General features: G+C 69.9%; 24 protein-coding genes and 2 pseudogenes. 7 read left to right on the top strand and 19 right to left on the bottom strand.

Annotated elements, in window-relative coordinates:
* Positions 1–13: 13 nt before the first annotated feature.
* Together Pflav_RS25755 and Pflav_RS25750 are read left to right on the top strand one after the other, a co-directional pair.
* Positions 14–1,000, top strand: coding sequence for an ATP-binding cassette domain-containing protein (locus tag Pflav_RS25755; protein ID WP_173038897.1), 987 nt, complete (start codon positions 14–16; stop codon positions 998–1,000).
* On the top strand, positions 997–1,848 hold the full coding sequence (locus Pflav_RS25750; protein WP_173038895.1) for an ABC transporter permease: 852 nt from the start codon (positions 997–999) through the stop codon (positions 1,846–1,848). Before Pflav_RS25755 ends, Pflav_RS25750 begins: the two co-directional genes overlap by 4 nt.
* A 631-nt stretch (positions 1,849–2,479) precedes the next feature.
* Here the strand turns inward: Pflav_RS25750 and Pflav_RS25745 are convergent.
* The 7 genes from Pflav_RS25745 to Pflav_RS25715 all read right to left on the bottom strand — a co-directional run bounded on the left by Pflav_RS25745 (position 2,480) and on the right by Pflav_RS25715 (position 10,297).
* Positions 2,480–3,262 (bottom strand): IS5 family transposase, encoded by a 783-nt coding sequence (locus Pflav_RS25745; protein WP_173038893.1) that lies wholly within the window; start codon positions 3,260–3,262, stop codon positions 2,480–2,482.
* A gap of 680 nt (positions 3,263–3,942) precedes the next feature.
* A complete protein-coding gene (locus Pflav_RS25740; RefSeq protein WP_173038891.1) occupies positions 3,943–5,367 on the bottom strand; it encodes an acyl-CoA carboxylase subunit beta in 1,425 nt (474 codons plus the stop codon).
* A 14-nt stretch (positions 5,368–5,381) separates the two neighbouring features.
* Entirely contained in the window at positions 5,382–6,605 is a 1,224-nt protein-coding gene (locus tag Pflav_RS25735; RefSeq protein ID WP_173038889.1) for a beta-ketoacyl-[acyl-carrier-protein] synthase family protein, read from the bottom strand.
* 2 nt (positions 6,606–6,607) lie between these two features.
* The gene (locus Pflav_RS25730) at positions 6,608–6,847 is read right to left on the bottom strand and encodes an acyl carrier protein (RefSeq protein ID WP_173038887.1); all 240 of its coding nucleotides are present in this window, start codon (positions 6,845–6,847) and stop codon (positions 6,608–6,610) included.
* Positions 6,848–6,879: 32 nt separating this feature from the next.
* Positions 6,880–7,824 (bottom strand): beta-ketoacyl-ACP synthase III, encoded by a 945-nt coding sequence (locus tag Pflav_RS25725; protein ID WP_173038885.1) that lies wholly within the window; start codon positions 7,822–7,824, stop codon positions 6,880–6,882.
* The gene (locus tag Pflav_RS25720; protein ID WP_173038884.1) at positions 7,824–8,993 is read right to left on the bottom strand and encodes an acyltransferase domain-containing protein; all 1,170 of its coding nucleotides are present in this window, start codon (positions 8,991–8,993) and stop codon (positions 7,824–7,826) included. Before Pflav_RS25720 ends, Pflav_RS25725 begins: the two co-directional genes overlap by 1 nt.
* Positions 8,994–9,106: 113 nt before the next feature.
* A complete protein-coding gene (locus Pflav_RS25715) occupies positions 9,107–10,297 on the bottom strand; it encodes a PucR family transcriptional regulator (protein ID WP_173038883.1) in 1,191 nt (396 codons plus the stop codon).
* Between the two features lie 43 nt (positions 10,298–10,340).
* Here Pflav_RS25715 and Pflav_RS25710 point away from each other — a divergent pair, with 43 nt between their 5' ends.
* Positions 10,341–10,976 carry a phosphatase PAP2 family protein gene (locus Pflav_RS25710; protein WP_173038882.1) on the top strand — a complete coding sequence of 212 codons (636 nt, stop codon included), beginning with the start codon at positions 10,341–10,343 and terminating at the stop codon, positions 10,974–10,976.
* On the opposite strand, the gene Pflav_RS48955 is transcribed toward Pflav_RS25710, so the two are convergent.
* From Pflav_RS48955 to Pflav_RS25690, 4 genes are all read right to left on the bottom strand, one after another.
* Positions 10,961–11,308: an NYN domain-containing protein gene (locus tag Pflav_RS48955; RefSeq protein ID WP_173038881.1), complete on the bottom strand. Its 348-nt coding sequence runs from the start codon at positions 11,306–11,308 to the stop codon at positions 10,961–10,963. The two genes, Pflav_RS25710 and Pflav_RS48955, sit on opposite strands and share 16 nt — an antisense overlap.
* Positions 11,305–11,577, bottom strand: a complete 273-nt coding sequence (locus Pflav_RS25700; RefSeq protein ID WP_173038880.1) for a hypothetical protein — start codon at positions 11,575–11,577, stop codon at positions 11,305–11,307. Before Pflav_RS25700 ends, Pflav_RS48955 begins: the two co-directional genes overlap by 4 nt.
* Positions 11,578–11,751: 174 nt before the next feature.
* Entirely contained in the window at positions 11,752–12,420 is a 669-nt protein-coding gene (locus Pflav_RS25695; RefSeq protein WP_173038878.1) for a response regulator, read from the bottom strand.
* Positions 12,417–13,646, bottom strand: a complete 1,230-nt coding sequence (locus Pflav_RS25690) for a sensor histidine kinase (RefSeq protein ID WP_197938743.1) — start codon at positions 13,644–13,646, stop codon at positions 12,417–12,419. The genes Pflav_RS25695 and Pflav_RS25690 overlap by 4 nt, the downstream gene beginning before the upstream one ends.
* A 142-nt stretch (positions 13,647–13,788) precedes the next feature.
* On the opposite strand from Pflav_RS25690, the gene Pflav_RS25685 reads away from it, so the two are divergent.
* Both Pflav_RS25685 and Pflav_RS25680 read left to right on the top strand, forming a co-directional pair.
* On the top strand, positions 13,789–14,328 hold the full coding sequence (locus Pflav_RS25685) for a hypothetical protein (protein ID WP_173038875.1): 540 nt from the start codon (positions 13,789–13,791) through the stop codon (positions 14,326–14,328).
* 60 nt (positions 14,329–14,388) lie between these two features.
* A complete protein-coding gene (locus tag Pflav_RS25680) occupies positions 14,389–14,754 on the top strand; it encodes a hypothetical protein (protein WP_173038873.1) in 366 nt (121 codons plus the stop codon).
* Positions 14,755–14,881: 127 nt separating this feature from the next.
* Here Pflav_RS25680 and Pflav_RS25675 read toward each other — a convergent pair whose 3' ends face one another.
* Positions 14,882–15,520 carry a hypothetical protein gene (locus tag Pflav_RS25675; protein WP_232071902.1) on the bottom strand — a complete coding sequence of 213 codons (639 nt, stop codon included), beginning with the start codon at positions 15,518–15,520 and terminating at the stop codon, positions 14,882–14,884.
* 365 nt (positions 15,521–15,885) lie between these two features.
* Here Pflav_RS25675 and Pflav_RS25670 point away from each other — a divergent pair, with 365 nt between their 5' ends.
* Positions 15,886–16,077 (top strand): hypothetical protein, encoded by a 192-nt coding sequence (locus tag Pflav_RS25670; RefSeq protein WP_173038869.1) that lies wholly within the window; start codon positions 15,886–15,888, stop codon positions 16,075–16,077.
* Positions 16,078–16,412: 335 nt separating this feature from the next.
* Positions 16,413–17,132 (top strand): NYN domain-containing protein, encoded by a 720-nt coding sequence (locus Pflav_RS25665; RefSeq protein WP_197938742.1) that lies wholly within the window; start codon positions 16,413–16,415, stop codon positions 17,130–17,132.
* A gap of 88 nt (positions 17,133–17,220) precedes the next feature.
* On the opposite strand, the gene gltX is transcribed toward Pflav_RS25665, so the two are convergent.
* The 7 genes and pseudogenes from gltX to aceE all read right to left on the bottom strand — a co-directional run bounded on the left by gltX (position 17,221) and on the right by aceE (position 26,115).
* Positions 17,221–18,630 carry a glutamate--tRNA ligase gene (gene gltX / locus Pflav_RS25660; protein ID WP_269474539.1) on the bottom strand — a complete coding sequence of 470 codons (1,410 nt, stop codon included), beginning with the start codon at positions 18,628–18,630 and terminating at the stop codon, positions 17,221–17,223.
* The gene (locus tag Pflav_RS25655) at positions 18,627–19,883 is read right to left on the bottom strand and encodes an MFS transporter (protein ID WP_173038865.1); all 1,257 of its coding nucleotides are present in this window, start codon (positions 19,881–19,883) and stop codon (positions 18,627–18,629) included. The genes gltX and Pflav_RS25655 overlap by 4 nt, the downstream gene beginning before the upstream one ends.
* Positions 19,880–21,183 (bottom strand): annotated as a pseudogene (locus Pflav_RS25650) (GH1 family beta-glucosidase). The gene Pflav_RS25655 and the pseudogene Pflav_RS25650 overlap by 4 nt, the downstream one beginning before the upstream one ends.
* A 9-nt stretch (positions 21,184–21,192) precedes the next feature.
* On the bottom strand, positions 21,193–22,245 hold the full coding sequence (locus Pflav_RS25645) for a winged helix DNA-binding domain-containing protein (protein WP_173038864.1): 1,053 nt from the start codon (positions 22,243–22,245) through the stop codon (positions 21,193–21,195).
* A complete protein-coding gene (locus Pflav_RS25640; protein ID WP_173042633.1) occupies positions 22,242–22,841 on the bottom strand; it encodes a CGNR zinc finger domain-containing protein in 600 nt (199 codons plus the stop codon). The genes Pflav_RS25645 and Pflav_RS25640 overlap by 4 nt, the downstream gene beginning before the upstream one ends.
* Before the next feature lie 23 nt (positions 22,842–22,864).
* The gene (locus tag Pflav_RS25635; RefSeq protein ID WP_173038863.1) at positions 22,865–23,335 is read right to left on the bottom strand and encodes a hypothetical protein; all 471 of its coding nucleotides are present in this window, start codon (positions 23,333–23,335) and stop codon (positions 22,865–22,867) included.
* 38 nt (positions 23,336–23,373) lie between these two features.
* Positions 23,374–26,115: pseudogene (gene aceE, locus Pflav_RS25630) on the bottom strand (pyruvate dehydrogenase (acetyl-transferring), homodimeric type).
* Positions 26,116–26,235 lie beyond the last annotated feature (120 nt).

The raw sequence follows: 26,235 nt of genomic DNA, 5'->3' as shown, positions 1-26,235 counted from the left end.
TGGAGGAACCAACGTGAGTGCGCTCGCGATCGAGACCAGGGGACTGGTCAAGGCCTTTGGCAAGACCCGTGCGGTGGACGGCATCGACCTGGCCGTACCCGCCGGCACGGTGTACGGCGTGCTCGGCCCGAACGGTGCCGGCAAGACCACCGTGGTGCGGATGCTCGCCACCCTGTTGCGGCCGGACGGGGGTGATGCCCGGGTGTTCGGCCACGACGTGCTGCGCGAACCCGACGAAGTGCGCCAAAGGGTCAGCCTCACCGGCCAGTACGCGTCGGTCGACGAGGACCTGACCGGCCTGGAGAACTTGATCCTGCTGGCCCGGCTGGTCGGGTACGACAAGCGGGCCGCCCGGCGGCGGGCCGAGCAGCTGCTGGCGGCGTTCGGGCTGATCGATGCGGCCGGCAAGCAGGTGAAGCACTACTCCGGCGGTATGCGGCGGCGGCTCGACATCGGCGCCAGCATCCTCAACACGCCGAAGCTGCTCTTCCTGGACGAGCCCACCACCGGCCTCGACCCGCGCAGCCGCAACCAGGTGTGGGACATCGTGCGGGCCGTGGTCTCGTACGGAACCACGGTGTTGCTGACCACGCAGTACCTGGACGAGGCCGACCGCCTCGCCAGCCGGATCGCGGTGATCGACCAGGGCAAGGTGATCGCCGAGGGCACGCCGGGCGAGCTGAAGTCGTCGGTGGGCGCGGGCGCGGTGCACGTACGGCTGCGTGACCCGGGCCAGCGCACCGAGGCGGAGTGGGTGCTCTCCCGCTGCCTCGGCGGGCACGTGGTGCTGGAGGCGGACCCGGTGGCGCTGACCGCGCGGGTGTCCGGCAACGGCAATGGCGACACCGACCGGCGTACCGCCGAGCAGGCAGCCGCCGCGCTCACCGCGCTCGCCGAGGCGGGCATCACCGTGGACGACTTCTCTCTCGGCCAGCCCAGCCTGGACGAGGTGTTCCTGGCCCTGACCGACCGCACTGTGGAAGAGGAGACGAAGGCATGAGCACCGCGACGACGGTCGAGGCCCAGGAGGCCACCTACACGTTCTCGCCGGAAACACTCCAAGCGGTGCTCGCGCCGGGCGACGCACCGAGGCGGCCGAGCTGGCTGTCCGCGTCGTTCACGTTCGGCTGGCGGGCGATGCTGAAGATCAAGCACGTGCCCGAGCAGCTGTTCGACGTGACCGCCTTCCCGATCATGATGACGCTGATGTTCACGTACCTGTTCGGCGGCGCACTGGCCGGCTCGACCACCGAGTACCTCCAGTTCCTGCTCCCCGGCATCATGGTGATGAGCGTCGTCATGATCACGATGTACACGGGCGTGGCGGTCAACACCGACATCGTCAAGGGCGTCTTCGACAGGTTCCGCACGCTGCCGATCTGGCGACCGTCCACCATGGTCGGTTACCTGCTCGGCGACGCGTTCCGGTACACGGTGGCCTCGCTCGTGATCCTCGGCGTCGGCCTGATCCTCGGCTTCCGCCCGGAGGGCGGCGTGGTGGGCGTGGCCGCAGGCATCGGCGTGCTGGTCGCGTTCTCGTTCGCGTTCTCGTGGATCTGGACCATGTTCGGCCTGCTGCTGCGCAGCGAGAAGTCCGTGATGGGCGTGAGCATGATGGTGCTCTTCCCGCTGACCTTCCTCAGCAACGTCTTCGTCGACCCGAACACGATGCCCGGCTGGCTCCAGGCCTTCGTCGACATCAACCCGATCTCCCACCTGGTCGGCGCGGTGCGCGCGCTGATGGACGGCGGCTGGGACACGACCGACATGACCTGGGTGCTCGTCTCCGGCGTACTGATCACGGTGGTCTTCGGCGCCCTGACGATGCGCCTCTACAACCGCCGCTAACTTGGGCGTTGCCCGAGGCTGCGGGGAGTGCCGGGTTGGGCCGGGTCGCTGAGGGCCGGTCGGGGTTTGGGGAGATCTGTTGCTGCCGTAGCGGCCATAGCTTTCCCGGGAATGGTTTCCGGCGCCGAGTCTGTGCACTCCCGGCGGAAACTCTGGATCTAGTCGACTTTCTGCCGTCAGGGCGACAGGAAGTCGACTAGATCGCGGGCTTGGCCGCAGCGGCACGTCGGGTTGGGCGCTTTAGCTGGTTTGTCCGCATGCCAGTCGGAGCACGCCAACGATCGTGGTATTTAGCTGTCGCTATAACCACAGCTAAATACCACGATCTGCCGGACAGCGCGCCTGACAAGGATCGGTCGGCACGGCGTTCGGAAGCTGGGGGCATCGATGCGCCCAGCTCGAGAGGCCCGCGTAGCGCGTGCAGACTCGCCGGCTACCCCGGCTACCCCGGCTACCCCGGCTACCCCGGCGAGCCAGAGCGACCATCGGCCTCTATGAACCTTTCGGGATCACGGTCTGCGGTCTGGTGGGTGTGACCGCCGCCGGGAGTGCGCAAGGCTCGGCGCCGACACCTTGGGGAGATTCATGGTTGCTATGGAGCCTGTGTCTGAACTTGTTGGGGTGGGTTGTGTTAGGGGTGTCGGGCTCGTCGTCGGGTCATGGTGAGGATGGCGGCCCAGTGGGTCATGGTTTCGTGGTGGTCGGTGAGTCGTTCGTAGTCGCGGGCGCAGCGGCGTCGTCGGCTGGTCCAGGCGAAGGTGCGTTCGACGACCCATCGGCGGGGAAGGATTTGTAGGCCGCGGATGGTGGGGTCGCGTCGGACGATCTCGATGGTGATGTCCCATAGTTCTTTCGCGGTGGTGATCAGGGCGTCGACGTGGTAGCCCTTGTCAGCCCACAGGTGTGTGATGCCGTGTCGGTCGGCGTCGGCGAGCAGGGCTCGGGCGGCGTGTTGGTCTTGGACGTTGGCGGGGGTGACTACGACGCCTAGTAGGAGGCCGAGGGTGTCGACGGTGATGTGGCGTTTGCGGCCGTTGACGCGTTTGTAGGGGTCGAAGCCGCTGGTGGAGGTGGGGACGGTGGCTTCGGCTGTTTCGGCCACGGATTGGGAGTCGATGCAGCCGGCGGATGGTTGTGGGTTGCGGCCCAGGGCTTGGCGGAGGTTGGCGCGGAGTCGGTCGGTCAGCTCGATCGTGTTCAGGTTGTCTGACCAGCGGGCGAACAGGCCGTAGACGGTCCGCCAGGGTGGGAAGTCCGCGGGCAGGGCCCGCCATTTCACACCGTTGTCGACCAGGTAGAAGATCGCGTCCAGGACCGCACGCCGGTGATGGCGTTCGGGTCGGCCACCGGAGGGCAGTTGGCAGGCCGGGACCGGTAGCAGCGGCTCCAGGATCGCCCACTGGGCGTCGGTCATGTCGGTCGGATACCGGCGGGTGCGAGTGAGACAACCGCACTGGCACGACACCGCCGTGGCAGGCTTGGCCTCGGTGAGCTGGGCAGGGTTCAATGACATCGCGGGCTCTTGAGGGTGGGTAGGTGTAGGAACCGTCTACCTATCAAGAGCCCGTACCCATACCCCCACGCCACGCCGAACACCCCTAACACACCACCACCAAACCAGTTCAGACACAGGCTCTATGGCAGCAATAGATTTCCCCAAAGCCGGGCGCACCCCTGTCATCGCGGCCCGCGATACCGGGCGCAGTGCCCCCGCGATGGGTCGGAGCGGCAGATCGAAAACACGGCCGTGTGGCCGCTGGCCGTCGAATGGCGGCCAGCGAGGGTTAACGCGGCGCGAATCTGGCGATTCTGCGACAGGCACCACAGAGACAGGCTAGGTACCACGATCTGCTGAAGCGGCGTGCTGGCGAGCCGTCAGCAACTGATTCCGGGCCTTAAGCGACCGGATAGGCGGCAGAAGCATCCCCCGCGCAGCTCGCCGGCGTGGGTGTGTGACGCGGAGGGTGAGGCCGCGGGAGCAGCGGTCTGGACCACCGCGGGCGTCGCGGTAGCTCGGATCTCTCTCTGAAAGCATCTAGGGCGAGTCGCGTGGACTCGCCCTAGATCGACGCCTCGTGGCGTGGGGTTGTGCCTTTACAGCGGGATGTTGCCGTGGGCGCCGCGGGCCGCTGGCGCGGAGGCCAGCGCCTCGGCGATGCGGCGCCGGGTCTCGCTCGGCTTGATCACGTCGTCGACCACGCCGATCTCCAGTGCCCGGCTGACGCCGCCGGCCACCCGGGTCTGCTCCTCGACGAGCTGCGTGCGCAGCGCCTCGCGCTCCTCGATCGGTGCGGCGGCGAGCTTCTTGCGGTGCAGGATGTTGACCGCGGCGGAGGCGCCCATGACCGCGAGCTCCGCGTTCGGCCAGGCGAAGACCGCGGTCGCGCCCAGGGAGCGGGAGTTCATCGCGATGTACGCGCCGCCGTAGGCCTTGCGGGTCACCAGCGTCACCCTCGGCACCACCGCCTCGGCGAACGCGTGCAGAAGCTTGGCACCGCGCCGCACCACGCCGTCCCACTCCTGGCCGAGGCCGGGCAGGTAGCCGGGCACGTCGACCAGCACGATCAGCGGTACGCCCAGCGCGTCGCACATCCGCACGAAGCGGGCCGCCTTCTCCGCGCTGGCCGAGTCGAGGCAGCCGCCCAGGCGCAGCGGGTTGTTGGCGATGACCCCGACGGTACGACCGGCGAAGCGGCCCAGCGTCGTCACGATGTTGGGCGCCCAGCGCGCGTGCAGCTCCACCGACTCGCCGTCGAGAAGGGCCTTGACCACGGGCTTCACGTCGTACGCCCGGCTCGCCTCGGGCGGCATCGGGGCCGCCATGTCGTGGCCGTCGACGTCGCTGAGCGGTACGTCGGCGGGGCTGAGGCGGCCCTGGCGGCCCAGCAGGTGGGCCAGCTTGCGCGCCTCGGTCATCGCCGACTCGTCGTCCTTGGTGGTCACGTGCACCACGCCGGAACGCCGGCCGTGCGGCTCGGGGCCGCCGAGGCGCTCCATGTCGACCTGCTCGCCGGTGACCGAGCGGACCACCTCAGGGCCGGTGACGAAGATCCGGCCGGCGCCGGCCATCACCACGATGTCGGTGAGCGCCGGGCCGTACGCCGCGCCGCCCGCCGCCGGGCCGACAACTACCGAGATCTGCGGCACGCGCCCGGAGGCACGCACCATCGCGGCGAAGACCTGGCCGACCGCGTCGAGCGCGACCACGCCCTCGGCGAGCCGGGCGCCTCCGGAGTGCCAGAGGCCCAGCACGGGCACCCGCTCGCGGACGGCTTCGTCGATAGCGTCGACGACGTGACGGCAGCCCTCGGTGCCCATCGCGCCGCCCATCCTGGTGCCGTCGCTGGCGTACGCGATCGCGGGGGTGCCCTCGATCTCGCCCCGGGCCCAGAGGACACCGGAGTCGTCGCGCGGCATCATCAGCCGCAGCGACCCGGTGTCGAAGAGGGCACGCAGCCGCACCTCGGGGTCGCGATAGTCCACAGTGGACGCATCGGGGGTGACAGACGTGGTGGTCACGGCGTTTCCTCCCATTAGGGCCGGGTGAAGAGCAGCGCGACGTTGTGACCGCCGAAGCCGAACGAGTTGTTCAGCGCGACGGGGACGTCGACGTGCCGGGCCTTGTGCGCCGCCACGTCGAGCAGGCCGTCCTCAGGGTCGTCGAGGTTGATGGTCGGCGGGATGACCCCGTCGCGGATGGCGAGGATCGTGGCGATGGTCTCCACCGCGCCGGCCGCGCCCAGCAGGTGGCCGGTCATCGACTTGGTGGAGGTCAGCACCACATGGTCGCCGATCGCGGTGCGCAGGCCGGCCACCTCGACCATGTCGCCGGTCGGCGTGGAGGTGGCGTGCGCGTTGACATGTACGACATCCGTGCCCGCCAGGTCCGCCTCGGCGAGCGCCATGCGGACGGCCCGGACGAAGCCGGTGCCCTCCGGGTCGGGCTGCACGATGTCGAACCCGTCCGAGGTGATGCCGGTACCGGCGAGGCGCGCGTACACCCTGGCGCCGCGAGCCTTGGCATGGTCGGCCCGCTCCAGCACGACGACGCCGGCGCCCTCGCCGAGCACGAAGCCGTCGCGCCCCTTGTCCCACGGGCGGGAGGCCCGCTCGGGATCGTCGTTGCGGACCGACATGGCGCGCATGGAGGCGAACCCGGCGATCGGCAGCGCGTGTACGACAGCCTCGGAGCCGCCGGCCACCACCACGTCGGCGCGGCCGGCGCGGATGATTTCGACGCCCTGGGCGATCGCCTCGGCGCCGGTGGCGCAGGCGCTGGCGACCGAGTGCACCCCGGCCTTGGCGCCGAGCTCAAGGCCGACCCAGGCGGCCGGGCCGTTGGGCATCAGCATCGGCACGGTGTGCGGCGAAACCTTGCGCGGGCCGGAGGCCTCAAGGATGTCGTCCTGGGCGAGCAGCGTCATCGCACCGCCGATACCGGTGCCGACGCTGACGGCGAGCCGCTCGGTGTCCAGCCCGGAGTCGGCGAGTCCGGAGTCGGCCCACGCCTCGTGCGCGGCGATCAGCGCGACCGCCTCGGACCTGTCGAGCCGGCGCATCTTGACCCGCTCGATCTTCTCGGACGGGTCGACGGCGAGTTGCGCCGCGATCCGTACCGGGAGGGACTGCGCCCACTCCTGGGTGAGCGGACCCACCCCGGAGCGGCCAGCAAGCATTGCGTCCCAGGTGGACGCGACGTCCCCGCCCAACGGGGTGGTCGCGCCGAGCCCGGTGACGACGACGTCTGTGTGTGGCATGGTCAGGCGTTGCTCTCGATGTAGGAGACAGCGTCACCCACGGTCTTGAGGTTCTGGACCTCGTTGTCCGGGATCTTGACCCCGAACTTCTCCTCGGCCGCGACCACGACCTCGACCATCGAGAGCGAGTCCACGTCGAGCTCGTCAGTGAACGACTTCTCTTCGGCCACGTCGTCCGGGTTCACCCCGGCCACCTCTTCGAGGATCTCGGCGAGGCCGGCGATGATCTCGTCACGGGTCATGGGGATTGTTTCCTCTCGTGCAATGGGGATCGTCACGGACAGCGGATGACCTGTCCGGCGTAGGTGAGGCCGCCACCGAAGCCGAAGAGCAGGACCGGGGCGCCGGAAGGCACCTCGCGTCGCTCGATCAGCTTCGACAGGGCCAGCGGCACGCTTGCCGCCGACGTGTTGCCTGACTCGAGGATGTCCTTCGCGATCACCGCGTTGGGTATGCCGAGACGCTTGACGATACCGTCGATGATTCGGGCGTTCGCCTGATGTGGCACGAAGGCAGCGATTTCCTCCGTCGCGATGCCGGCCCGCTCGCAGGCCTGGAGCGCGAGCGGCGCGAGCATCGTGGTGGCCCAGCGGAAGACCGTCTGCCCCTCCTGCTGGATGTACGGCTGCCAGCCTTCGATCTTGAGTACGTCGGCCTTCTCCGGCGCCGAGCCCCACACGACCGGCCCGATGCCTGGCTCCTCACCGTCGGGTGTCGCCGTGACCACCGCCGCACCGGCCGCGTCGCCGAAGAGCACGCAGGTCGAACGGTCGCTCCAGTCCGTGATGTCGGAGAGCTTCTCGGAACCGATCACGATCGCGTTGCGCGCGGCGCCGGCCCGGATCGCGTGGTCGGCCGTGCTCAGCGCGTACGAGAAGCCGGAGCACGCGGTGTTGACGTCCATCGCCGCGGGCGCGGCGATGCCCAGCTTGTTGGCAACCCGGCTGGCCACGTTGGGGCAACGATCGATCGAGGAACAGGTGGCGACCACGACCATGTCGATGTCCGCGGCGGTGAGCCCGGAGGCGGCCAGCGCCTTGCCCGCGGCGGCGGTGGCCATGTCGGCGACCGTCTCGCCCTCCGCGATCCGGCGGGTTACGATGCCCACCCGGTCCCGGATCCACTCGTCGTTGGTGTCCACGATGGCGGCGAGGTCGTCATTGGTGACGAGGCGGGAGGGCTGGTAGTGGCCCATCGAAAGGATGCGGGAACCGGCCATTAGAGGTGTCCTCCGATGCGGGCGAGGGGCTGGCCCGGGGCGACCGGGTCGTCGTGGTGCGCGAGCCACTCCGTCAGCACGCCCCCGTCATGGGCCGCGACCTCGACCGCGCCCTGGCGGGTGGCGACGAGGCCGATCACCTGCCCGGCGGAGATGTCGTCACCCTCGGCGAGGCCGGCGGCTGGCTCGAAGGTGCCGGCGCTCGCCGATACCACGACCCGGAACTGGGGGGTCGGCTCGTGGTCCGGTGCGACACCGTGGCGGGCGATCAGGTCGCGCGCCTTGGGCAGGTCGTCCGGGGTGTTCAGGGTGACGATCTCGGGCACCCCGGTGTCGGCGAGCTCCCGCTTGATCAGCCCGGCGAGCGTGCCGGCCGGGGCAAGCTCGATCACCGCCGTCACGCCGAGGTCGGCGAGCGAACGCATGCACAGGTCCCAGCGCACCGGCGCGGTGACCTGGCGGACCAGCCGCTGGAGCAGCTCGCGGCCGTGGTTGACGGCGGCACCATCCAGGTTGGACAGCACGATCTTGCTCGGGTCGGTCGGAGTCATGCCGGCGGCCACCGCGGCGAGCGCCTTCTCGGCCGATGCCATGTACGGCGTGTGGAAGGCGCCGGCCACTTGCAGCGTCCGGACCCGGGCACCGCCAGGGCGGTCGGCGGCCAGCTTTTCCAGCTTGTCGACCGCGCCGGCGGCCACGATCTGGCCGGCGGCGTTGCGGTTGGCCGGGTACAGCCCGTACGCATCGATGGCGGCGATGACCTCGTCGGTGTCCCCGCCGAGCAGCGCAGCCATGCTGGTCGGCTCGAGCGCGCAGGCGGCGGCCATCTCGCGGCCGCGCACGCCGGCGAACGCGATCGCCGCCTCGGGAGGCAGCACCCCGCCCAGCGCGGCCGCGCCCAACTCGCCGACGCTGTGGCCGGCGACGACCGAGACGTCGTACAGGGGGAGCTGCTCGGCCGCGAGGAGAGCGGCGGCGACAAGCAGCGGCTGGGTACGCGCGGTGTCCCTGATCTGGTCGGCGTCGGCCTCGGTGCCTAGGTGCACGAGATCGACGCCCGCGAGAGCGGACCACCACCGCAGGCGCGCCTCGGCGCCGGGCAGCTCCAGCCATGGGGTCAGGAATCCGGGCTTCTGGGAGCCCTGTCCGGGCGACAGTACGGCGAGCACGACTACGACTTTCCTTGATACTCACGGGTCAGGTATTTGCTGCCATGCACCAAACCGCACTACAGACTTTGTGGAGAACCTACAAAGATCGCAGGTGGCGCCCTAGGGATCGTTCAGGTTGTGGCCTGCGTCACAGGTGCCTGCGGGTCGAGCCGTCCGATCGTGAGCGCCATCCGGAGCGCGAACGCGTCCCGTGGGGTCAGTGGCGACAGGCCGGTGACGTCGGCGACCCGGCGGAGCCGGTAACGCACGGTGTTTGGGTGGACGAATAGTGCCCTCGCGGCGCCCTCCAAAACCCCGCCCGCCCCGAAGAACGCGTCGAGGGTCTCCAACAGCTCGCCGCCGGCACGGATCAGGTCACCGTACACGTCCAGCCGCAGCCGCCGGCGCGCCTCGACGTCGCCGGCCAGCGCGCGCTCGGGCAGCAGGTCGTCGGCGAGCACGGGGCGCGGTGCGTCCGGCCACGCGGGCGCGGCGCGGAAGCCAGCCAGCGCCGCCCGCGCCGACTCGGTCGCCTCGTCGAGTGTGGTCACCGCCGGCCCGACCACGACCGGGCCAGCCCCAAACCCGGCCAGTAGCTTGGCGGTGGCGGACAGCGGGTCGCTCGCCCCGCCCAGCACCAGCACCAGCCGGTCGCCGTGCACGCCGCCGATGATCTCCACGCCGATCCGCCGCGCGGCCCGGTACACAGTGTGCAGTACCGCCGCCGCCTCACCGCCCGGCGAGCGACCCACCGCGACCGCCACCGGCGGCGCGTCCGCCCAGCCCAGTGCGGCCGCCCGGCTGGCCAGCACGTCCGAGGAGTCGCCGCGCAGCAGCGCGTCGACAAGCAGGGCCTGAAGCCGCGCGTCCCAGGCGCCGCGTGACTCCGCGGCCCGCGCGTAGACCCGCGCGGCCGAGAAGGCCACCTCGCGCGAGAACCGCAGCACAGCTTCGCGGAGGGCACCCTCTTCACCGGGTACGGCCAGGTGCGGCACCTGCTCCTCGGCGACGTCGATAGTGACCTTGACCAGCGCCACGGTCTGTTGCAGCGAGATCGAGCGGGCCAGTGCCGTGGGTGCCGCGTCGAAGATCTCGTCGGCCAGGTCCTGGCTGGGCCGCCGCCCCTCCCGGCGCAGCCACTCGACAAGGGACCGCACGCCCGCCTGGGCGACAAGCATGACCCAGGCCCGCTGGTCGGCCGGCAGCTCGCGGAACCACGGGAGCGTCTCGTCCATGCGGGCCACGCTCGCGGTCGCGAGGGAGCCGGCCGATCGCTCGATCCGCCGTACGGTCTCGCTAAGCGCGGTGCCGTCCTCACCCACGGTCCCAGCCTGTCATGCCGGCGTCCGTGCCACTATGGCCGGGATGATCGCCCGCCCTCCGCTGGTCGTGCCCGTCGCGGCGCTGGTCGCGTTTCTCGCGCTGATGACCCTGGTGGCGGCCGACTGGGGCCCGCTCAACCGGCTGGACGTTACGGCGAGTGAGGACCTGCGGGGGTACGGCACCGACCACCCACGGCAGATCGACGCGCTGCGGGTCGCCACCGACGTCGGCGCGACGATCCCCTTCGTGGCCGTGGGCGTGGTCGCGACCGTGGGCCTGCTGCTGCGCCGCCACCGCCGCGAGGCCTACCTGTGCGCGTGGGTCACCGTGCTGATCCCGGCGCTGTGGGGGCTCATGCACTGGGCCGTGCACCGTCCCCGCCCGCCGAACGGCTTCGTCTTCGTGGACAGCAATGGCTTTCCGAGCGGCCACACGTCACACGCCGCGTCGGCCGCGCTTGTCGCCGTGCTGCTGCTCTGGCCCCATCTGGCAAGGCGCGGGCGGGCGCTGGTGGTAGCGGGGGCGGCGGCGCTGGCCCTCTTCGTAGGCGCGACGCGGGTGCTGCTGCTGGCCCACTGGCCGACCGACGTCGTGGGCGGGTGGCTGCTCGCGCTGACGGTGGTCCCGCTGACCGCCCACGTGATCACCGCTCGCGGTGCGCACTACGGTCGCGAATAATTTGTCGTATCGCTAACCTGCTCATAGACCTTGCGGTCAAGCCAATGACACCAGAGCCGCGCACTATCAATAGAGAGCCGCTGGTTGTACCTACCTTCACCACGCCAAGCAGCAACCTCCACACGCTTTCCAGCCCGAGCGGCAACCTTTTCCAGGGCAGGTTTGAGGTCGGTGTCCGTCGACATAAGTACGCCGACATCATACTGATCCTCCCAGGCCAACTGGACGAAATCCGCTACAAGCGCTGCGTCGATACCTTTCTCTTGGGGCTTCTCGCCAGGTTGACAGCGGTGTGGCCATCCGCGTGGGTAGCGGAGTGGTCTGGCGATCACGGTTGCCCGTGGGTCGCGCGTCCACGCCTCGACTTGCCGTGCACAAGCTGCGTTCCCCGAGGATCCCGAGTTGCGTCGGGCCGGCCACGATAGATGTGGACGCCCGCCAACTCCCGGTCGAACGGGCTTGTCGCGACGATGTGCTCGCCAAGCAGAATTGGGCTGATCTGTCCGGCGATGCTCGGAGCATCGGCCTCAGGGTGGAAGCACTCGCGCGCGCCGCGATAGACATTTTGGTAGTCGATGAAGAGCATCATGCGATCTGTCACGGGATCGCTCCGCCAGCAACGAATAATCCCCGCCAATCCGGGCCGGAGCCAGGATGGCGGGGAACATTGAGTCCTTTATAGCGCGCGCACCGGCGGCTGTCAACTCGGGTGTCCCCAGGGAATGTCGGCATGCCGGGGAAGATTTCAGTTCACTCCGTTGGGGCTACTGGCCGATCATCCATCAAATCCCTTGATCGATAGAAGATTGAGGTCCTGGGCGAGAATCGCGGCCTGCACTCGGCTGCGAAGCGCCAGTTTGGTGAGAATGCGGCTCACGTGGGTCTTGGTGGTCGACTCGGCCAACTCCAGGCGTTCGGCGATCTCCAGGTTGGACAGGCCTTGCCCGAGGCAGGCGAGCACGTCCCGTTCGCGTGGCGTGAGCCCGTCCACGGCCGCTCGCAGGGCGGCTGGGGTGCCCGGTGCGGTGGCGGCGAACGCGGCGATCAGCCGGCGGGTCACGGCCGGTGCGATGATGCCGTCCCCTCGGGCCACGGTTTGCACCGCCTCGACCAGGCCGGCCGCGTCGGTGTCCTTGAGCAGGAAGCCGGCCGCCCCGGCGCGGAGGGCGCCGAAGACGTACTCGTCCAGGTCGAACGTGGTCAGCACCAGCACGTCGGCTAGGCCCTCGGCGACGATCTCGCGGGTGGCGGAGATGCCGTCCAGGCGGGGCATGCGCACGTCCAGTACGGCCACGTCCGGGTGGAGGCGGCGGCACAGCGTGAGCGCCTCGGCGCCGTCGGCGGCCTGGCCGACCACCTCCACGTCCGGTGCGCCATTGAGGATCATGGCGAGGCCTGCCCGTACCGCGTCCTGGTCGTCCGCGATCACCACTCGAATCGTCATGCCAGCTCTTCCATGGCCGTGGGGAGCTCCGCGTGGACTCGCCAGCGGGTGCCGTCGTGGCCCGCGTCGAAGCGGCCGTGCAGCAGCGCGGCCCGCTCGCGCATCCCGATCAGGCCAGCGCCGGCACCGGGTACCGCCGATGCGCCGTTGATGGGGTTTTCGACGGTGAGGGAGACGACCCCGCTGTCATAGGCGACCGCCACGTCCGCGCGGCCCGTCCCGTGTTTGAGCGCGTTGGTGAGCGACTCCTGCACGATCCGGTACCCCGCGAGGTCCACCCCCACCGGCAGCGCATACGGCTCGCCGGTCGTCTTCAGCTCGACGGCGAGCCCAGCGCCCCGCGCCTGCGCGATGAGCTGGTCGAGCTCGGCCAGCCGTACGCGGGTGGGTTCGTCGTCGCCCGCGCCCTCGCGGAGCAGCTCGATCATCTGACGCATCTCGGCCAGCCCCTGCACGCTGTTCTCGCGGATCACCTTGAGCGACTGCTCGACCGCCTCCGGGTCGCGTTCGCGTACAGACAGGGCCGCCGTCGCGTGGATGGCCGCCGCGCTGAGGTGGTTGGCGATCACGTCGTGCAGCTCCCGGGCCATCCGGGTGCGCTCGGCGGTTACCGCCTGCCGGCGGTCGAGCTCGACGAGGCGGGCGGTCTGCTCGGCGCGGGCCCGCTCGGCGGCGGCCTGGTCCCGGTACTGCCGCACGCTGATCGCGGTCACCACCGGCAGTACCAGGATCAGCACCGCGGGGATGGCGAGCTGCACGCCGCGCCACGAGCCGAAAAGGATCGGGCCGGCGATCGCGCTGGCGGCGCTTACGCCGATGCCGACCCGCAGCAGGATCCGCCACATCCGGGCCGAGCCGTAAAGGCAGGCGTCATAGATGACCTGCGAGTACACCAGCAGCGTGCCCAGCGAAGCGCCCAGCGCGAGGTCGGCGGCGAGCGCGGCCGTGCCGAGGGCGAGGCCGGTGCGGGTGGCGATGCGGCGCAGGGTGAGCGCGACGCAGACGAGCAGGAGCGGCGCTACGAAGAGCACGGTCGGCGGCCGCGTCGGCCACGGCTGGATGGTATGCGCCACGCCGAGCGCGAGCATGGCCAGGCCGCCGACGAGCGACAGGCCCGCCAGGGTCAGATCCCGTCGAAGCAGTGCCTGCTGGCGCGCCGTCGCTCGGCGCTCGTCCGCCGTCGTGGTCCGGGCCGTAGCCTCGCGAACCCCGCTCGTACTGGGCACACTCCGATCACATCACACGTTCCGCCACGCGGCCTCCGACCGGACGACGAGCTGACGGGGGTGCGGGGTCCGTCGAAGGATGTACACGGATTCCCTCACCGCCGCCGAGGCCCGGAGCCAACCTCGCGGCGAGGCTGAGACCATGATTCTGGCGATCATCGTCGCGTGCGAGATCGGGTTCTGGGTGATCCTGGGCGCCGGCCTCGTCGCGCGGTACCTGTTGCGGTGGCGCCGCGTCGGTGCCGTACTCCTGCTGTGTGTGCCCCTCGTGGACGTGGTGCTGCTGGGGGCGACGATGGTCGACCTGCGGCGCGGCGCGGAGGCCACCTCCACCCACGGCCTGGCCGCGGCGTACATCGGATTCTCCATCGCCTTCGGGCACTCAATGGTGCGGTGGGCGGACCAGCGGTTCGCCCACCGCTTCGCAGGCGGACCGCCGCCGTGGAAGCCGCCGAAGGGCGGATGGGAGCGTGCCCGGTACGAGTGGCGGGAGTGGTTCAAGGGGTTGGCCGGCTGGGTGGTCGCCTGCGGACTGCTGGTGGGGGGCATCCTCCTGGTCGGCGACCGGGACCGGACCGAACAGTTGGATGCGTGGATCGGGCGGCTCACCGTCGCGCTCGTCGTCTGGTTGATCGCCTTCCCACTGTGGGCCACGTTATTTCCAGCACGGGCCAAGGAGTGATGTAGTAGGCACCGGGGGTGCCTGGTGCAGGCGGTCGTCCGCCGGTGAGGAGATCGGAATATGACGCACGGGGAGGCCGAACACGGCAGCGTCGAGGGCGAGCAGCACTACCTGCTGGGTGAGCACGTCGTGCCCGGCAGGGTGTTGCGGTGGGTATGCGGCGCCGGTCCGCAGCCCGTGGAGGAGTCGGTGCCGCCGGCCGCTCCCGGTGCGACAGACGTTGCGTCTGGTGCCCCTGTAGAGGCGTCAGACGATCCGGTGGATGAGCCGCCACCCGACGAGGGGCGAACGCTCGTCCCCGAGCGGCGCGGCCCGGCGGTGTGCCGGTCCAGCCGTGCGGGATGGGCGGGCGCTCATCGGCACGGCGCCGTCCGACCGCAGGCCCGCGCGACCCGGCGGGAGCGTCCGCCGGACCGGTGGTGCTGACCTCGCCGCGATGCTTCGCTGTCGAGCCGCTGCCCGCGCGTGCTGCCGGGCCTAGTGGCGCGCTCGCTGCGCTCCCGCGCGTCCGCTCTAGGCCGCGCGTGCGCTGGCGGGCGCCAGCCCACGGGCGCTAGCGGGTGCGTCGTCGGACGAGCAGCGAGATGCCGGCCAGCCCCAGCGTGATGGCGAGGACCACCGCGCCGTTGAGCAGCAGCACCTCGCGCAGGTCGGCCAGCAGCTTGTCCAGGTCGCGGCCCGGGTTGAGCGTGTCCTGGTCGAAGACGCGCTCGCCGCCGCCGATACCGCCGTGCAGCGTCTCCGGCCGCTCCGGCAGCGGAACGCCGGCCGCCCGCAGGGTCTCGGACATGTTGAGCCGCCCGTAGAACCACGCGTTGGTCGTCTTGCGCTTGTCCGGCTGCTTTGCCGGGCGGAAGGCGCGGGGGCCGCCCGCCGCGAGCGGGTAGAGGTCGTAGGTCTGCTTCGGCTGCTCACCGATGTGGACGACCACAGTGAACTTGGGGCCGAGGTTGGCCGCCTTCGGCGAGCTGGTCTGCCCCTTGGCCGTGGCCAGCCAGTCGACCTGGCTAAGCACCGCCTCGAAGAGATCCGGGTTGGCCTTGGCGCGAACCGCGATGGCCGGATCCATCTCTTCGCTGTCGACGGTGACCATGTCGGGCCTGGGCGGAGCGGCCATGGCGGGCGACGGGACGAGCAGGGGAGCGGCGACGACGACCAACGCGGCACCGCTCATGAACCATCGGCGGCTCATCCTTGCGACCATGACCGACCTCCCCGCCCCGATGGATGGTCCCGCCCCGTGGTGTGGCCGGCGATCCGCTCAAACCAAAGACTCCGCCATGTCTTGCGCGGTTGCATGCGCAGCCTAGGTTTTTCGAACTATCTGCGATCGTCGCCAGCGTTACAACATGGCTATTCATTCGGCCGCCGAATCGTAACCGGCCGCCGCCGGTCGTGGGGCCTGGGCGCCACATTGTGGTGCGGCTGAAGAGTTGACCCGCCGCCACCCGCTGGTAGGTGGCCTCTGGGTACAAAGTGGCCACTCCCTCTCGCACCGCCTCTTTACACGATCGCTTCCTTGCCTTCGTCCCACCGCCACGCCGGCGTACCCAGCAAGTGCACGCCACCGATCCAGCGGTCGACGCCGTTGAGCACCGCGTGGTCCCGCTCGCCGCGAGCACCTGGATGCCGGCCTCGGTCAGCGTGACCGGGGTCTGCCGGTCCACGGGCCTGCCGGCGGCCACGAGCGGCACTCGCGCCGTGGCCAGCCCTTCGATCATCGCGAACGCCCAGGTGTCGCCAAGGTAGGGCCGGGTCTCCCGGCCGAGCCGCCGCCTTGGTACGCGGAAGCTCGCGCAACTGCTCCGCCCGCAGCTCGCCCAGCCCTCCGAACCGCGCGATCCCCGAACGCTCGCCGATCGAGATCAGCGTGACCCGCTCGGCGAACCCTTTCGCGATCCGCTCCTCGCCGCCGCCGGCCTCGTCCCCGGCCAGAAACCGCGCCCGGACCGCGGACGGCCGCGGACCTCACGATACCGCTCGCCCGGGGACCTGCGTGATCTACAGCGAGTTGGCGGGTCATCACCAACAGCGACTTCCGCGTACCGTCAGCCGCCATGCCCCCGATTCCCACACGCATAGGCGTGTACATCGACGGTTACAACCTCTACTACGGAGGCCGCGCGGTCTGTGGCCGTGGCACCCCCGGCTGGCGGTGGCTCGACCTGCGTGCGTTGGCCACGTCGCTGGTGACGGCACAGCGCGGCTGGCCAGGCGCCGCCATCGACCGAATCGTCTACTGCACAGCGCGGATCGATGGCGCGACGAACCCGAGCGGCAACGCCGACCAGGAGGTCTATCTCCGCGCGCTCGCGGAGACGAAGAGTGTCGACCTGATCGAGTACGGAAACTATGTGGCGAGGGTGAAGCATGCGCCGCTCGCGACGAGAGGACCGGGCGGTGTCCCCGTAGTGGTGAGGCCTGAGTGGCCGATAAAGGTGCAATACCCGACACCGATCATCGATGGCGAGGCCGCCTTTATGGTCTCGCTCCTACATCAGGAGGAGAAGGGCACGGACGTCAACGTCGCGTCGCACCTGTTGATGGACATTCTCGAGGGCCGAGTGGACGGTGTCGTGGTTATGTCCAACGACAGCGACCTGCGACTGCCGGTGCAGGTCGCCCGGCAGCGAGTCCCGGTCGGGCTCGTCAATCCGCGAAACACGCCCTTCGCCGGTGATCTGGCCGGCCTCCCATCGGAAGGGGTAGGCAACCACTGGTGGCGCAGGCTCCGCCAAGACGACTATTACCCGCACCAACTTCCGGATCCGGCTGGCGCCTTAACCAAACCGCTCGATTGGTAAACCGGATCGCCCAGCACCACGGCCCTCGTGTTATACTTTCCGCATAATTCACCCGGCTCCTCTGGGGCCGGGTTTTTCTTATCCTCGGTCAGATGAGGCGGGCGCGGGCGCCCTCGATGCGGGCCAGAGTGCGCTCCTTGCCGAGCACGACAAGCGACTCGAAGAGTGGCAGTCCCACGCTCCGGCCCGTGACCGCGACCCGTACCGGTGCCTGGGCCTTGCCCAGCTTCAGCCCGCGTGCGGCGCCCACCGCCTCCAGCGCCGCCTTCAGGGACTCGGCGTCCCAGGTCGGAAGGGCGTCGAAAGCGGCGGCGGCCGCGTCGAGGAGGTCGGCGGCGCCGTCCTTCATCGCCTTCTCCCAGGCGGCCTCGTCGATCTCCGGGGTGGGTACGAACAGGAAATCGACGTTCGGCACGATCTCGCTCAGCACCGTGATGCGGGTCTGAGCCAGGGGCGCGACTGCGGCGAAGGCGGCCGGGTCGAAGTCTTCCGGGCGCCACGGGGGTGGCGGGATGGTCTCGGTGCCACTCAGCCAGGGCTGGCAGGCGGCGGAGAAGGCGGCCGGGTCGAGGGCCCGGATGTACTCGCCGTTGAACGCGCGCAGCTTCTTCTCGTCGAAGAACGCCGGCGACGGGTTGACCTCGTCGAGCCGGAACTCGTCCTCGACCACCGACCAGGGCACGATCTCCCGGTTGCCGCTGGGCGCCCAGCCGAGCAGCATCAGGTAGTTGCGCATCGTGTCGGCGAGGTAGCCCTCGTCCCGGTACGCCTCCAGCGCCACCTTGTCGCGCCGCTTGGAGAGCTTCTGCCGCTTTTCGTTGACCACTACCGGTACATGCGCCCAGATCGGCGGCCGCACGCCCAGCGCGTCCCAGAGCAGCTGCTGCTTCGGCGTGTTGGGCAGGTGCTCCTCGGCGCGGATGACGTGCGTGATGCCCATGGTCATGTCGTCGACCACGTTGGCCAGCAGGAACACCGGCGAGCCGTCGCCGCGGGCGATGACGAAGTCCTCCAGCAGCTTGTTTTCCCAGGTGGGCTCGCCGCGGATGAGGTCGACCACGACGGTCAGGCCCTCGTCCGGAGTGCGGAAGCGCAGCGCCCGGCCGGGGCCAGGGGTCAGGCCGCGGTCGCGGCAGAAGCCGTCATATCCCTGGTACTGGGAGCCGGTGCGGGCCTGCACGTCCTCGCGGGTGCAGTCGCAGTAGTACGCGCGGCCGGCGGCGTAGAGCTTTTCCGCGGCGGCGCGGTGCTCACCCGCGTTGGCGGACTGGAAGTACGGTCCCTCGTACGTGCCGCGCTCGATGCCGATCCAGTCGAGCGCGTTGAGGATGCCCTCGGTCCACTCCGGGCGGTTGCGGGCGGCGTCGGTGTCCTCGATCCGCAGGACGAATACGCCGCCGTGCTGCTTCGCATAGATCCAGTTTTGCAGCGCCGAACGGGCACCGCCGACATGGAACATTCCGGTGGGAGACGGGGCGAAGCGCACGCGTACGGTCACGGCACCGAGCGTATCCGGACCACGAAGACGCTGCCGAGGAGGGTGACGGCGGCGGTGAGCGCGTACAGCGTGGGGTAGCCGCCGAGGTGTACCACGATCGGCGCGGACATGGCCGGGCCGAGCACCTGAGGTGCGGAGTTGGCGATATTGATCACGCCAAGGTCCTTGCCTCGGTCGGTGGCGCGCGGGAGTACCTGCGTGATCAGCGCGGCGTCGACCGCCAGGTAGACGCCGTAGCCGGCGCCGAGCAGCACCGCCGCCACGATCGCCGTCGACCACAGCGGCCAGACCGCGAGCAAGATCGCGGCCACCGCCATGATCACGCCGGACCAGATCACGAAGATCTTGCGCCGGCCGGAACGGTCGGAGAGCCGCCCAGCCACGACCGCGGTGGCCATCATGCCCGCCGTGTAGATCAGGATCAGCACGAGCAGGCCGCCCTCGGGGTCGGCGTACTCGACCCCATCTTGCAGGAAGTAGAGCAGGTAGAGCGTGCCCAGTGCGTTGCCGACCTGTACGAGGAACCGGGTGCCCCAGGCCCACGCGAAGTCCGGGTACCGGCGCGGGCTGATCCACATGCCCGAGAGCAGTGGCACCCGTGGGCGGTACGCGCGGGGCAGCGGGTCGTCCGGGGTGAGCAGCGCGAACGGGAGCGCGAGGATCAGCACGGCCGCCGCCACCGCGTAGTACCCCGCCTTGTTGTCGGTGAAGATCGCGGTGACCAGCACCGCGCCCACGACAAGGCCGAGCGACTGCGGGATGCCCACCCAGCCGGATACGCCGCCGCGCTGGGCCACAGGTACCCGGTCCGGGATGGCGGCGGTGAGCGTCGCGAGCGCGGCGTTGAAACAGACCTGTGCGGCCACCCAGCAGACCGCGACGCCGAGGATCGTGCGCTGGTGGCCGAGGACCGCCAGCGCCCCCGCGCCGAGGAGCGCGCTGGAGAGCGTCCAGACGTGGCGGCGGCCGTACTCCCGGGTGCCGATCCGCAGCGACGTACGGTCGGAGAGCGCGCCGGCCAGCGGGTTGGCGATGACCGCCGCGAGTGCGCCCAGCGCGGTCACCCAGCCGAACATCGCCTCCTTGTTGGCCGGGTCGATCAGCTCCACCTGGTTGGGGAGCAGCACCTGGATCGGCGTGAAGAACGCCATCCACACGCCGAGGTTGGCGCTGAAGATGAGCGCGATCCAGCTCCGCCGTACCGGAACCGTCGGCTCGGCGAGCGCGGCAGGGACCTCGACCCCGGTCGTCATCGGGAGGCTCTGATGAGATCCCGGTACCAGGCATACGACGTCTTGGGCGTACGCACCTGCGTGTCGTAGTCGACGTGCACGAGGCCGAAGCGCTTCGTGTACCCCTCGGCCCACTCGAAGTTGTCCAGCAGCGACCAGACGAAGTAGCCGCGAACGTCCACACCGGACGCCATGGCCGACCGCATCGCTCCAATGTGGCCGTCCAGATAGGTCACCCGTTCCGGGTCGTCGATCCCGTCGTACGCGCAGCCGCTCTCGGTGACGTGGATGGGCGGGAGCGACTCGCCGTACTCCTCTTTGAGCGACACGAGCAGCTGCCGCAGCCCGTCCGGGACCACCGGCCAGCCGAACGCCGTCGTGGGGTAGCCCGAGATCGGCACGAGTTCGAACGGCAGCGGGCTGTCCGGAGTGGACGGTGCACGTACACCTGTGGGGTTGTAGTAGTTGACGCCCAGCGCGTCGAGCGGTGCCGCGATCGTGTCGAGGTCGCCGGCGTGTACCACCGACGGGTCCAGCCCAAGCTCCGGATAGCCGCGCCCGAGCAGGGATCGGTGAAGAGGCGGTTGTGCAGCGCGTGGTAGGCAGCAGCCGCCGCCACGTCTCCCTCGCCGATCGGCCAGATGGGGGTGTAGTTGTTGGCGATGGCGACCGCGGCGGCACCCTGGGCGCGCAGCGCCGTCACCGCGAGACCATGGCCCAGCAGTTGGTGGTGGGCCACCGGCAGCGCGTCGAAGAGGAGCGTCTGGCCGGGCGCGTGCTCGCCGGTGGCGTAGCCGAGCGTCATGTGGACGAACGGCTCGTTGAGCGTGATCCAGAGCCGCACCCGGTCGCCGAGCGCCGCCGCGACAAGCCCTGCGTACTCGGCGAAGCGGAAGGCTGTGTCGCGGCTCAGCCACCCACCTTTGTCCTGTAGCGCCTGCGGCAGATCCCAGTGGAAGAGCGTGACGACCGGGTCGATCCCCTTGCCCAGCAACGCGTCCACGAGGCGGTCGTAGAAGTCGAGCCCGGTCGCGTTGGCCGGACCGGTGCCGTCCGGCTGGATGCGTGGCCAGGCGACCGAGAAGCGGTACGCGTCGATGCCGAGCCCGGCCATCAGGTCGACGTCCTCCGCGTACCGGTGGAAGTGGTCGCACGCGACGTCGCCGGTGCTGCCGTCGGAGATCCGCCCCGGCTCGTGGCTGAATGTGTCCCAGATGGACAGCCCGCGCCCGCCCTCGCCGACGCCGCCCTCGATCTGATAAGCCGCCGTCGATACACCCCAGGTAAAGGCCACGCGCGGACCTCCTAGAACGCGAAAGATCCTCGCACTCTAGTCCGCGACGCTGACCCCGGGAAACCCCCTCACCAGGGCCGAACGGATCGACCTCGCCAGCGGTACGAAGGGGGTCACGGTCCCCTCGTCCCACACGCCGTCGATCCGGCCGTCGACCACAAGAGCCGGCGAGATCCACCCCTGCGGGCGGGAGACCTTGGCTCTGTTGTCGCCGGTGACCACCCGGTCGGCTTGGCGCATGCTCGCCACCGTGTACGGGTCGAAGGCGGGCAGCAGTAGCACCGATACCGGTCGCTCCTGCGCCACCTCGCCGACGAGCGCGGCCGGCATCGAGCCGCCCTCGACCGCGACGAGCTGGTCGCCAAGCCGCGCGAACGCCTTCTTCGCCAGTGCCGGCTTCAGGTCGAACCACCGGCTGAACTCCTCCGGCGTCGCCGGCCCGTACGTCCCGAGGTAGGCGAGCGTGAGTGTGTCGATCGCCGCGTCGCTGTCGACGTCGTCCCAGGAGTCGAGCCACTGGCGCGGCGCGACGAACGTGACGTTGCGCCCGCGCGGCGGCCCAAAGCAGAGCAGCCCGCGGAACGCGAGGGGCTTGAGCAGCATGCCGAACCCCTGGGTCAGCGGCTCGCGCAGGTCGTCGTGCCGCGTTGCCTTGATGATCGCGTCGGCCAACTCCTGACGGGTCATCGGCTCACCGCCGAGCACGTCGGGCACCGCTGCGATGACGTCGGCCATCTGCTCGGCGGTCACCCCCTGATAGCGCAGCCAGGAGGCGGTGCTCTCGCGGCTACGGGTGGACATCGCGGCCACCCAGGTGGGCAGGTCGTCGGCGGGCAGCAGGTGCAGCGTGCCCCGGGCCGCCCAGGTCTTCACAAGTCGCCGTTTCCCCCACAGCTCCTCGTCGACGCTCTCCGCGGTGGCGCCGCCGGTCACCCGCAGGTCGAGCGCGGTCACCGCCGAGGCGGCGAGCTGGGCGTGCAGACCGCCCAGCCGCCGGGCCACGGCGACCGCGTCCGCACCCCGGGTCGCGCCGAGGAACTGTCGCTCGATCCGCCAGCGAAGGATCTGGCCCCACGTCACCTTTATCATGATTTCTCCACGCGATTCCGGTGCCCGCGTACCTTGCTACGGTTGCCGCAGCGCTGCATCGAGCACCACCGCCGGTTGCCGGGCCGGGACGTGTCCAGGTAGATCAGGGCGCAGTTGTCCGCCGCACACATGCGGATCCGGCCGATCGCCGGCTCGGTGAACGTGTCGACGGCGTCCCGCGCGTACGCCACGGTGAGCTGGTGGGCGGTGACCGGCCGGCGCCACGTTGCGGTATTCGTGTGCGGGTCGATCATCGGCACCGGACCGTTACCGGCGGCGATTTCGTTGATCACGGCCAGGTCGGCAGGGTCAGGTCGCCTGCCCTCGGTGGCCCGCAGCGCGCTCACCCACAGCGCCTCGCGCAGCAGCTTGACCTCGGCGAGGTCGGCGGCGGTCGTGATCACCTCAGCCGGGTCGATGCCGCGTCCGGGCAGGTCGAGACGCCCGCGGGCGGCCCAGCGTGGGTAGTCAGCCGGCTCGTGCAGCAACTCGAACCGAGCCCGGAACCCCTCGCCACCGCTCGTACTGGACAGCTCCAGGCTGAGCGCACCCGCATCGAACGTGAAGACCTGCCCGTCCGGGTGGTGGAGCACCATGGTCACGTAACCACGATAAGGGGTTACCAGGACGCGCGCGACACCTCGCGATCCACGCGGGTCCGCCAGCCGGGGTCGTCGGCATCGGTACGCAGGGCGGTGAGCGCGGCGATCGCGCCGTCGACCAGGTCGGCCCAGTCCGGCGCGGCACCGGCCGCGCCCTTCTGCATCAGGAACGCCAGCCCGACCGAGTTGCTGATCGCCCAGCCGGCCCGTCGCGGCGCCCGCTGACCGGCGTCGCCACCCTGGTCGCTGACCAGCCGTACGTGGAACGGGTAGCCGACCTCGCCGCCGGGCTTGGTAACCGCGATGTGCGCGCTGGCCGGCTCGGCACCGAACACATCGCGCAGGAACGAAGGCTCCGGGGCCTCGACGACGACCTCGACGCCGTCGCCGTACTCCCCGGGGTCGCCGGTGGCGGCGACCCCGCGGATGAGTTCGACCACGACCGACGGATCCCGCCGGTCGAAGACCACCCATTCCATGCGGCTCACCCGATCAAGGATGGCCGCACGGAACAAGTAGGGATTGGTTAGCTGTCGCCGCCGGTCTCGCCGACCGGGGCGGCGTTGACGTCGTCGATCGCGTACTTCTTGGCCGCCTCGGCCGGCACCGCGGCCGGGATCTCGCCGCGGGCGGCGAGCTGGCGCAGCGTGGCCACCGCGACCGACTCCGCGTCGACGTGGAAGTGCCGGCGCAGCGCGTGCCGCGTGTCGGAGAGGCCGAAGCCGTCCGTGCCGAGCGAGGTGTAGTCGCCGGGCACCCAGCGGGCAATCAGGTCGGGCACCGCCCGCATCCAGTCGCTGACCGCGACCACCGGGCCGGGTGCCTCGGCCAGCTTCGCCTTGATGTACGGCATCCGTGCCGGGCTGCCCGGGTTCAGCAGGTTGTGCTCCTCGGCCCGTACGGCGTCGCGGCGCAGCTCGGTCCACGAGGTAACCGACCATACGTCGGCCGCCACGCCCCAGTCCTGGGCGAGCAGCTGCTGGGCCTTGAGCGCCCACTGCATGCCCGTACCGGAGGCGAGGATCTGCGCCTTCGGACCATCGACGCTGGGCGCCGGCGAGTACCGGTAGATGCCCCGCTTGACGCCCTCGACGTCGAGATCCTCCGGCTCGGCCGGCTGGAGGATCGGCTCGTTGTAGATGGTCAGGTAGTAGAAGATCGCCTCCGCCTGCTCGCCGTACATGCGGTGCAGGCCGTCCTCGACGATGTGCGCGATCTCGAACGCGAACGCCGGGTCGTACGCCACCACGGCCGGGTTTGTCGCCGCGATCAGGTGCGAGTGGCCGTCCTCGTGCTGGAGGCCCTCACCGTTGAGCGTGGTGCGCCCCGCCGTGGCGCCGAGCACGAAGCCGCGCGCCATCTGGTCGGCCGCCGCCCAGAACCCGTCGCCGGTGCGCTGGAAGCCGAACATCGAGTAGAAGATGTACAGCGGGATCATCGGCTCGCCGTGCGTCGCGTACGACGTGCCGGCGGCGGTGAACGACGCGACCGAACCGGCCTCGTTGATGCCCTCGTGCAGGATCTGCCCGGCCGTCGCCTCCTTGTACGACAGGAAGAGCTCACGGTCGACGGACGTGTACTTCTGCCCGTGCGGCGAGTAGATCTTCTGCGTCGGGAAGAGCGAGTCCATGCCGAACGTGCGCGCCTCGTCCGGGATGATCGGCACCCACCGCTTACCGAAGTCCTTGTCCTTCATCACGTCCTTGAGCAGGCGGACGAAGGCCATCGTGGTGGCCACCTTCTGCTTGCCCGAGCCGCGCTTGACGTCGGCGAACCGCTCCGGCCCGGGATCTGGAGTGGGATCGTGGTGGTGCGCCGGGTGGGCAGGAACCCGCCGAGCTGCTCGCGCCGCTCACGCAGGTACTGCATCTCGTCCGACTTCTCACCCGGGTGGTAGTACGGGGGCAGGTAGGGGTTGGACTCGAGCGCGGAGTCGGGGATGTCGAGGTAGAGGCGGTCGCGGAACGACTTGAGGTCGTCGAGCGTCAGCTTCTTCATCTGGTGGGTCGCGTTGCGCCCCTCGAAGTGCGAGCCGAGCGTCCAGCCCTTGATCGTCTTGGCGAGGATCACGGTCGGCTGGCCGGTGTGCTCGACCGCCGCCTTGTACGCCGCGTACAGCTTGCGGTAGTCGTGGCCGCCGCGCTTGAGGTTCCAGATCTCCTCGTCGCTCATGTGCTCGACCATCTTGCGGGTGCGCGGGTCGCGCCCGAAGAAGTGCTCGCGGACGAAGGCGCCGGACTCTGCCTTGTACGTCTGGTAGTCGCCGTCGGGCGTGGTGTTCATGAGGTTGACCAGGGCACCGTCGGTGTCGGCGGCGAGCAGCGGGTCCCACTCGCGGCCCCAGATCACCTTGATCACATTCCACCCGGCGCCGCGGAAGAACGCCTCCAGCTCCTGCATGATCTTGCCGTTACCTCGTACCGGCCCATCGAGGCGCTGGAGGTTGCAGTTGATCACGAAGGTGAGGTTGTCCAGCTCCTCGCGGGCGGCCAGCCCGATCGCGCCGAGCGACTCGACCTCGTCCATCTCACCGTCGCCGAGGAACGCCCATACGTGCTGGTCAGACGTGTCCTTGATGCCCCGGTGGTGCAGGTACCGGTTGAACCGGGCCTGGTAGATCGCGTTGAGCGGGCCGAGGCCCATCGACACGGTCGGGAACTCCCAGAAGTCCGGCATCAGCCGCGGGTGCGGGTAGCTCGGCAGGCCACCGCCCGGTCCGGCGTGCGAGAGCTCCTGGCGGAACCCGTCGAGCCGGTCCTCGCCCAGCCGCCCCTCGAGGAACGCCCGAGCGTACATGCCGGGGAGGCGTGACCCTGGAAGAAGATGTGGTCCCCGCCACCCGGGTGGCTCTTGCCGCGGAAGAAGTGGTTCATGCCCACCTCGTACAGCGAGGCGGCACTCGCGTACGTCGAGATGTGCCCGCCGACGCCGATCTCGGGTCGCTGGGCGCGGTGCACGAGCATCGCGGCGTTCCACCGGATGTATGCCGGATGCGCCGCTCGACGAACTCGTCGCCCGGGAACCAGGGCTCCTGCTCCGGTGGGATGGTGTTGATGTAGTCGGTGGTCGTCAGGGGTGGGACCCCGACCTGGCGCTCCCGGGCGCGTTCGAGCAGGCTCAGCATGACGTAGCGGGCGCGTTTGGCGCCGCGCTCGTCGATGACCGCGTCGAGCGACTCGATCCACTCGCGGGTCTCCTCGGGATCGATGTCGAGAAGCTGGCTCGGCAGGCCATCGCTGATCACCGGGCGCTTGCGTTCGGTAGCCACCAGCGCTCCCTCTGCTTTGTGTGATGGGTCTCTGTAGCCTTCTATCCTGCCTTGTGCTCCGGCCTCCGTCACGCCTGGTGGACCCCTACGCGACGCTCGACACATGTACCGGGGGGTAAC

It is taken from the genome of Phytohabitans flavus (assembly GCF_011764545.1).
GTDB lineage: Bacteria > Actinomycetota > Actinomycetes > Mycobacteriales > Micromonosporaceae > Phytohabitans > Phytohabitans flavus.
The sequence above is the reverse complement of the archived record's forward strand: the minus strand, read 5'-3'. Positions and strand labels throughout refer to the sequence as shown.

What these genes read in the sequence shown, in the direction of transcription:
- Pflav_RS25750 (WP_173038895.1), top strand. Translation starts at nt 997, where the DNA reads ATGAGCACCGCGACGACGGTCGAGGCCCAGGAGGCCACCTACACGTTC.
- Pflav_RS25745 (WP_173038893.1), bottom strand. Translation starts at nt 3,262, where the DNA reads ATGACCGACGCCCAGTGGGCGATCCTGGAGCCGCTGCTACCGGTCCCG.
- Pflav_RS25735 (WP_173038889.1), bottom strand. Translation starts at nt 6,605, where the DNA reads ATGCCACACACAGACGTCGTCGTCACCGGGCTCGGCGCGACCACCCCG.
- Pflav_RS25730 (WP_173038887.1), bottom strand. Translation starts at nt 6,847, where the DNA reads ATGACCCGTGACGAGATCATCGCCGGCCTCGCCGAGATCCTCGAAGAG.
- Pflav_RS25725 (WP_173038885.1), bottom strand. Translation starts at nt 7,824, where the DNA reads ATGGCCGGTTCCCGCATCCTTTCGATGGGCCACTACCAGCCCTCCCGC.
- Pflav_RS25710 (WP_173038882.1), top strand. Translation starts at nt 10,341, where the DNA reads ATGATCGCCCGCCCTCCGCTGGTCGTGCCCGTCGCGGCGCTGGTCGCG.
- Pflav_RS25695 (WP_173038878.1), bottom strand. Translation starts at nt 12,420, where the DNA reads ATGACGATTCGAGTGGTGATCGCGGACGACCAGGACGCGGTACGGGCA.
- Pflav_RS25685 (WP_173038875.1), top strand. Translation starts at nt 13,789, where the DNA reads ATGATTCTGGCGATCATCGTCGCGTGCGAGATCGGGTTCTGGGTGATC.
- Pflav_RS25680 (WP_173038873.1), top strand. Translation starts at nt 14,389, where the DNA reads ATGACGCACGGGGAGGCCGAACACGGCAGCGTCGAGGGCGAGCAGCAC.
- Pflav_RS25675 (WP_232071902.1), bottom strand. Translation starts at nt 15,520, where the DNA reads ATGAGCCGCCGATGGTTCATGAGCGGTGCCGCGTTGGTCGTCGTCGCC.
- Pflav_RS25655 (WP_173038865.1), bottom strand. Translation starts at nt 19,883, where the DNA reads ATGACGACCGGGGTCGAGGTCCCTGCCGCGCTCGCCGAGCCGACGGTT.
- Pflav_RS25645 (WP_173038864.1), bottom strand. Translation starts at nt 22,245, where the DNA reads ATGATAAAGGTGACGTGGGGCCAGATCCTTCGCTGGCGGATCGAGCGA.
- Pflav_RS25640 (WP_173042633.1), bottom strand. Translation starts at nt 22,841, where the DNA reads ATGGTGCTCCACCACCCGGACGGGCAGGTCTTCACGTTCGATGCGGGT.